Raw genomic sequence first — 7,501 nt, 5'->3', positions numbered from 1 at the left:
GTTGGCAAGGGGGTAGTCATAACAGCTCATCCCTAGGGTTATAAGGCTTGTATGCAAATTGGTGTCAGGAGAATGAATGTTACTTAGTAGCAACAACTGCCAAGTTCCAAGCAAACCGTCGGAGACCAGGAATGCGTTTGAGGAGACGATCAATCCGTTCTAGGCGAGAGTAGAGGGGTTTTAACCGCTGGTGCTCAAGAATAATTTTCTTCCAATAACGTTCCTGATTAGGATCCACCCGTTCGATGAGATAAAACTGGAGAAAAATCCACAGGGTTGCTAGCCAAAATGTATCCCACTGGACGCGCTGGAAGCGCTGCTGCACTTGACGGACGATCGCAATATCGAGGGGCATTTCGTCCTCAGTGCGGACACTAGTAGCCAGGCGACGATAGACGTTGATCACAGGGTTGTGCTTCAGGGGTTCCCAAAAACACAGCCTACCACCAGGTTTTAGAATGCGATGGGCTTCGGTGATCGCTGCCATTGGTTCTGGTAGATGGTGTAGTAAGTTAGCAATATACACAATGTCAAAGCTATTGTCAGGAAAGTCAAGATCCATAGCATTGATGACGGCTCCCTCGATGGTGACACCATTGGCCTGAGCGAGCCTCTGAGCAACCTCTACCATGCCGGGTGAGTAATCAGCAGCCGTACACTGGGCACCCTGAAGGGCAAAGTAAACACTATTTTCTCCTGCACCACAGCCAAGATCTAGCAGCCGCTTGCCGGTGACATCGCCCAAGTGCCGGAGGATAAACCGATTTTCTGGAGCAGTACAGACCTCAAAGTAATCATGTACTCGGATGCCATCAACGTCGATCGCTGCTGCCCAAGCATCATGAAACTCTCGTTCTCGCTGTAACGTTTCATCAAACACTAGCATTACTCCCAACGATGTATGCGCTTGTGTGCTGTGCACTTATGTAAAGTAGAGGTCAGTGAGGAGCAGAATCTTCGTCAGCCAATGATGAGGGTGGCACTAGGGCTACAGCCACGATCGCATCATCTTCATCCAAACGCTGCACCCGAACACCAGTGGCCGATCGCGATTGGGATGGAATTGCCTTAACGGCCTGTCGGATAATGATCCCTCGATTCGTGATGATCATGAGTTCATCGTCCCCATTCACCACTAGGGTACCCACCAGGCGATCGCAGACTTGCTTGGCCTTGAACTTGAGGGCAATGCGACCTTTGCCAGCCCGTCGTTGTAGGCGAAACTGACTAATCGGCACCCGCTTGCCAAAACCACAGCCAGTAATCACCAACAGCCAAGGGCCAGCCGTTTCCGGCAGAATTTCCTCAGCATCTGGGTCGCCATTGTCCACTTCGACTTCAGCAGCCTCTGCTTCCGGATCCGTTCCATCTGTGTCCCCTTCCCCATCAGCATCCTGGGGAATTGCATCAATCACAGAACTAGGCAAGATATCCATGGCTACTAGAAAATCATCATCTTCTAGTTTCATGGCACGCACCCCCCGCGTTGCTCGTCCTAGAGGACGCAGTTGCTCATCGTCAGTGCGGAAGTGAATGGCCATGCCTCGACTAGAGGTGATGATGACACTATCACAGGCGCGAGCACGGCGCACCCAGCGCAGTTGGTCACCCTCTTCTAGGGAGATAGCAATTAGACCATTAGAGCGGATATTGCTGAAGGCAGCGAGTTCAGTTTTCTTGATAAAGCCGCCTTGGGTAAGCATGACCAGATACTCATCTTGGCTAAACTCACTCACGGGGACGATGGACGTAATTTGCTCCTCACGAGGAATGGGAAGCAGTTGAACGATCGGTGTGCCCCTAGATGTGCGAGACCCCGTGGGAATTTGAAATGCCCTTAGACTGTAGACAATGCCGCGATTAGTAAACACCAGCACATAGTCATGGTCACAACAGGTAATAAAGTGACCCACTCCATCATCATCCTTCATGCGGGTGCCAGACTTGCCTCTGGTTGCCCGGTTTTGAGACTCAAAGGTACTCAAGGGCATTCGCTTGATGTAGCCCTGTTCTGTGAGTAGAATTACTGCCTGTTCATTGGCGATCAAGTCAACGTCGCCTAGATCAAACTCAGACTGTTCAATGACCGTGCGGCGAGGAGTAGCAAAGGTTTCCTTTAATTGCTGAACTTCCGTTTCGATGATAGCGAGAATGCGATCGCGTCGAGCCAGAATGTCCTGCAAGTCAGTAATTTTTGCCTGTAACTCTTCGTGCTCCTGCTGAATTTTCTCTGCCTCTAGGGCAGTCAACCGGCGTAGTTGCATCTGCAAGATGGCATCGGCTTGGGTTTCAGTGAGATCATAGGTAGTCATGAGTTCTTGGCGCGCTGTAGGCGTATCAGCCGCGCTCCGAATCAAGGCAATGATGGCATCTAGGTTTGCCAAGGCCACGAGCAAACCCTGCAAGATGTGATCTCGCTCTTCCGCCTTCCGTAGTTCATATTGGGTGCGGCGGGTAACGGTTTCAATGCGGAAATCTAAAAAGGTGCTCAGAAACTGCTTGAGGGTGAGAGTCTGGGGTTCGCCATTCACCAGCGCCACCATGTTGACCCCAAAATTAGATTGCAAGGGTGTTTGCTTGTACAGGTTATTCAACACCACACGAGGATAGGCATCGCGTTTTAGTTCAATCACGATACGCATCCCGTCGCGATCGCTCTCATCCCGAATGTCAGCAATGCCCTCCAGACGACGCTCGTTCACCATGTCAGCGATTTTCTCGATTAGCGCCGCCTTGTTGGTTTGGTAAGGCAACTCTGTAATCACAATGGCATCGCGATCGGGCCTACCCCGCTGCTCAATGGTTTCAATAGAAGCCACCCCCCGCATTGTGATGGATCCACGACCAGTAGTATAGGCATCCCGCAATCCATCAGCAAAAATCTGCGCCCCTGTCGGAAAGTCCGGCCCCGGAATATACTGCATCAGTTCCAAATCAGTGATGTCTGGATTGTGGATCAGTGCTACTAACCCATTGATTAGCTCCCCTAGGTTGTGGGGTGGAATATTGGTTGCCATCCCCACCGCAATGCCAGCGGATCCATTCAGCAACAGTTGTGGTATTCGCGCCGGCAACACCAATGGCTCCTGTTGCGAACCGTCATAGTTATCCCCAAAGTCTACAGTTTCATACTCAATATCCTGAAGCATCGCCTCTTGGGAAATGCGCGTCAGGCGACATTCGGTATACCGCATAGCGGCTGGAGGATCGTCATCCACACTGCCAAAGTTGCCATGCCCATCCACAAGCCGCTCTCGCATGGAGAAATCCTGTGCCATGCGCACCAGAGCGTCATACACAGCAGAGTCGCCATGGGGATGATATTTACCAATCACATCCCCCACGACGCGGGCACACTTGCGAAAGGGACGATCAAAGCTTAGGCCCAGCTCGTGCATAGCATATAGGATGCGCCGATGCACTGGTTTCAGGCCGTCGCGGGCATCGGGCAGTGCCCGTCCCACAATGACACTCATGGCATATTCCAAATAAGAGCGGGACATCTCGTTACGCAGTTCAGTGGGAATAATCCGCTCTTCGGGGGTCGCCATTCGGGATGCAATCTCCTAACAATTACGTCATGAATCCGTAAATTTTAGCACAATCTTCAGGCGGCTGAGCCTACTAGCCCTTGCTCCCAAGCTACCTGACTCAGGTTAGGAGTGGGGGGCCACCCTAGCATCCACTTCGGAAATCCCTAATCGGTTGCCTCTCCCCAAGCTCTGGACAATCCTGATAAGTAGACTTGTTAACAGGTAGCCGCAATCTATTCGTATTCAGTTATCAGTTCATAGGCGGTATCTGATTATTGATGCAGTAGGAGATAGCTAATGAACGAGTTACCCAACCCCGCGTCTAACTTTTTTGCTGGCAACTCCGAGGCTGGCTCCAGCGAGACTCTCTGGCAGTACATGCAGACCATGAGTCCTGAGGTAGTAGCACAACTGTCGAGGCCGTCGTCGCCTGAGGTGTTGCAAGTAATGGAGCGCAACATCATTGGGTTGTTGGGCGGCCTGCCTTCAGAGCACTTCGATATTTCTGTAACTACAAGCCGAGAAAACCTTGGGCGGCTGCTAGCTTCTGCCATGATGAGTGGTTATTTTCTGCGCAATGTGGAACAGCGCATGGCGTTTGAACAATCTCTCGCAGCCGTAGGCACGACCCTCTCGGGTGAACAGTAACATTGTCCTGCTTACCCTGGAGGAGGAGTTGCCTCCTGATATAGTGCAGGTTTTGCGTTCATCGCTGTTGGCTTGGTATGCCCAGCATGGACGCGATTTGCCTTGGCGGCATAGCCGTGATCCCTACGCTATCTGGGTGTCTGAGGTGATGCTACAGCAGACCCAGGTAAAGACGGTAATTCCTTACTATTGGCGCTGGCTGGCTCAGTTTCCCACGATCGCCGATCTCGCCGCTGCTGACCAGCAACAGGTGCTAAAGGCTTGGGAAGGCCTCGGCTATTACACCCGTGCCCGCAACCTTCACCGGGCAGCACAGTGTATCATGCGGGATCATGGTGGAACCTTTCCCCAGCGATTGGAGGCTGTGCTAGCGCTGCCAGGGATTGGACGCACAACTGCTGGTGGGATTCTTAGTGCGGCCTTTGACCAGCCAGTCTCAATTTTAGATGGCAACGTTAAGCGCATTTGGGCACGATTGCTAGCGTTACCTGTGCCTCCAAGTAGTGCTCTGTCGCTGTTGTGGCGGGTGTCCGATCGAGTATTGGATCCGGCTTTTCCTAGGGACTTTAACCAAGCCATGATGGATTTGGGGGCGACGGTGTGTCGGGCAAGGGAACCATTGTGTACAGGTTGTCCCTGGCAACGGCACTGTCGGGCGTATCATGGACATAGGCAAGCGGAGTTACCCATGACGGAAGCCAAGCAACCCATTCCCCATAAAATCATCGGTGTAGCGGTGATTTGGAATCAGCAGGGGCAAATTTTGATCGATCGTCGTCCCCAAGAGGGCCTACTAGGGGGCTTATGGGAGTTTCCTGGAGGCAAGGTAGAACCTGGCGAGACGATTCCAGATTGCATTCGGCGGGAAATCCAGGAGGAATTGGGGATCCAAGTCGAGGTTGGCGAGCAGCTCACTACCGTTGACCATGCCTACAGCCATTTTCGCGTGACGCTGCATGTGCATCACTGTCGCCATCTGTCAGGAGAACCTCAGCCCATTGCCTGTGAGGAAATCCGCTGGGTAACCCTAGAGGAACTCGATCAGTTCCCCTTCCCCAAGGCTAATTGTCACATCATTGCTGCTCTGCGTTCTAGCAACTTGCACTAGTTAGAAGCGCCTGTGCTACACTCTGGCTAGGAATTTTGTACTGTCCTATGCCCCTCAAACCCTCCCAAATTCTCCATCAGCTCTACGCTAAGCAGGCAGACTTTACTAGTTTCGATCAAGACACCCTCTATCTGTTGCAGAAATATCATGATGCAGTGACCCATACTGCCCGGCAGACGGCGGCTGAGGTGACTGAACAGTTGCACACGCGATCGCTGGAAAATCCTGGTGCAACTCCACTGGAGCCATGGACAACCGCGACTCGGTGGGTAATTCCATTCGGGCAGCAGTGGCCTAGCCGAGAAGCTAGTTTGAGTTGGGTACGCGATCGACTCACGGGCATCAGTACCTTTGCAGTCGATGGCTCCCAGATTTTCCCGAGCAAGGATTTGTCTATCCCCATTGCCTTGGTGCAGGTAGGGTGGTACGAAAATCGTCACCTCCCTAGTGGCCGTTATGAAAAGGATATTGATCTGGATGTCATGACCCCTGTGGACTTGCAGGTAGGTGATGGTGAGGAGATGCGCGATCGCCGGGTGAACATGCGGCGCTTTCAGATGGAAACTCAGCGGTTGATACAATACATGCGGGATCATGCCCACGCAGACAATTGTCTGGTGTTTTTTGATGGATCCTTGATAGTTACCTTTGCAGAAGCCTTTGACCTAGAAATTCGCAGTTTCTATCTCCAATGTGTGGTGGACTTGCTCCGGGCCAGTGAAGATTACCAAATTCCCCTAGTGGGCTACATAGACACGTCCTACGCTAGAGATTTGACAGTAATGCTACAGGGGTTGCATACTCTGCCTGAGGCCCGGATGCTCCACGATGCCCAACTGGTAAATCGGGGAATGCAGTGGGGCGATCGCACCCCTCTGTTTCGCTGCGATCGTTCTGGCATCCTGAGTCACTATCAGGATCAAAGCCACCGCCTCGGCTTTACCTACACGAAAATGCACGATGGGCCACCTGTAAGGCTGGAATTTCCCCTATGGCTGTATGAGGACAATCGCCTGGAGCAGGTTTTAGATTGGATTCGGGGTGAAGTGATTATTGGCAGTGGCTATCCCTATGTGATTGAAACTGCTGACCAAACGGCTGTGTTGCAAATGAGCGATCGCCAAGCCTTTTACCGCATTGTTCAAGACTGGGCTACCCAAGCTAATCTTGACCTCCGCCTATCGCGCAAGATGGTTAGCAAAGCTCGCCGTCGCTAGGGACACGGTTAACCTATGTCCAAGGTTGAGGCAACCTGCTAGGCTGAAGATGGGATGATAGCTAGTGTGATGCGCTATGACCACTCAATCAACGATCGTTCGCTACAGTGAGTTGCTGAACCTACTAGTTCTCGATCGAACCAGCATGGAAGAACTAGGGCAGGTCGAGACGCTGTGGATGTATCCTCAAAAACATCGTGTCTTGGGTTTGATCAGCAAGTCTGGGTTCTTGGGCAGTCAAAAAGCTGCCTTCAACCTAGGCCAGCTTGATACGTTGGGTGAGCGTAGCATCCTAGTGAACTCCAAACCTGAACCTACAGATGCCAAAAAGGTAAAGCAGTTACAGTCCTTGATTGGCAGTGAAGTATGGACAGATGCAGGCAGCAAGGCTGGGGAAATTATCGATTGCCTGTTCAACTTGCGCACCGGGGTGATTAGTAACTACTTGATGGTGGTGAGCCGCTGGCGAGGCTTGACCGATGGAGTGTATGTATTGCCCCCCGATCGCATCCTGAGCATGGGCAAGGCACGGGTATTAATTGCTGCTGGAACTATGGCATCCCTAACAGTCTACACCAAGGGGTTGAAACAGCAACTCACTAGCGCTACCCAGGCCATCAAGGCAGATTATGAGCACTTGACTGCTGATATGCGCACGGCTGCTGAAAAAGCAAAGGCTACTGCTGAGCACACGGCTGAACAGTTGCAGTCCCTGACGGGTCAGGTAAAAGAGCGAGCTAAATCATGGTTGCACCAAGCACGGGCGACTGCTCAGCGTTTGAGCCATGACGTAAAAGAGCGCAGCCAAGCGATCGTGCAGCAAGCCCAAGCTGTGAGCCAAGAATGGTTGCAGGACTTAGATGTTGAGCCACCTAGGGACTCAGCCTTAGCCTGGGATGATTCCTGGTTAGACGAGTGGGAGGCAGAACTAACCTCCGCAACTCCTACGGTGTCTACTCCCAAGGCACCCCATGAGGCAGTTAATGTTCCGGCTA

The 7,501-nt window shown here is 52.2% G+C and carries 6 protein-coding genes; 4 read left to right on the top strand and 2 right to left on the bottom strand.

Annotated features, from left to right (window positions below; genetic code table 11):
* Positions 1-79 precede the first annotated feature (79 nt).
* Together NZ772_10025 and gyrA are read right to left on the bottom strand one after the other, a co-directional pair.
* Positions 80-880 carry a class I SAM-dependent methyltransferase gene (locus tag NZ772_10025; protein ID MCS6813888.1) on the bottom strand — a complete coding sequence of 267 codons (801 nt, stop codon included), beginning with the start codon at positions 878-880 and terminating at the stop codon, positions 80-82.
* Between the two features lie 58 nt (positions 881-938).
* Positions 939-3,551, bottom strand: a complete 2,613-nt coding sequence (gene gyrA, locus NZ772_10020; GenBank protein MCS6813887.1) for a DNA topoisomerase (ATP-hydrolyzing) subunit A — start codon at positions 3,549-3,551, stop codon at positions 939-941.
* A gap of 279 nt (positions 3,552-3,830) precedes the next feature.
* Here gyrA and NZ772_10015 point away from each other — a divergent pair, with 279 nt between their 5' ends.
* The 4 genes from NZ772_10015 to NZ772_10000 form a co-directional block, all read left to right on the top strand.
* Complete coding sequence (locus tag NZ772_10015) at positions 3,831-4,181, top strand: DUF760 domain-containing protein (GenBank protein ID MCS6813886.1); 351 nt, start codon at positions 3,831-3,833, stop codon at positions 4,179-4,181.
* A 7-nt stretch (positions 4,182-4,188) separates the two neighbouring features.
* Positions 4,189-5,289, top strand: coding sequence for an A/G-specific adenine glycosylase (mutY, locus tag NZ772_10010; GenBank protein ID MCS6813885.1), 1,101 nt, complete (start codon positions 4,189-4,191; stop codon positions 5,287-5,289).
* A 47-nt stretch (positions 5,290-5,336) separates the two neighbouring features.
* Positions 5,337-6,506 (top strand): DNA double-strand break repair nuclease NurA, encoded by a 1,170-nt coding sequence (locus NZ772_10005; protein MCS6813884.1) that lies wholly within the window; start codon positions 5,337-5,339, stop codon positions 6,504-6,506.
* Between the two features lie 76 nt (positions 6,507-6,582).
* On the top strand, positions 6,583-7,501 hold a 919-nt coding region (locus NZ772_10000), incomplete at its 3' end, for a hypothetical protein (protein MCS6813883.1).

This window comes from Cyanobacteriota bacterium (assembly GCA_025054735.1).
Lineage (GTDB): Bacteria > Cyanobacteriota > Cyanobacteriia > SKYG9 > SKYG9 > SKYG9.
This window is presented reverse-complemented; position numbering and strand designations above follow the sequence as displayed.

Bases quoted from the DNA above. Each gene is read 5' to 3' on its own strand.
- NZ772_10015 (MCS6813886.1), top strand. From the start codon at position 3,831: ATGAACGAGTTACCCAACCCCGCGTCTAACTTTTTTGCTGGCAACTCC.
- NZ772_10005 (MCS6813884.1), top strand. From the start codon at position 5,337: ATGCCCCTCAAACCCTCCCAAATTCTCCATCAGCTCTACGCTAAGCAG.
- gyrA (MCS6813887.1), bottom strand. From the start codon at position 3,551: ATGGCGACCCCCGAAGAGCGGATTATTCCCACTGAACTGCGTAACGAG.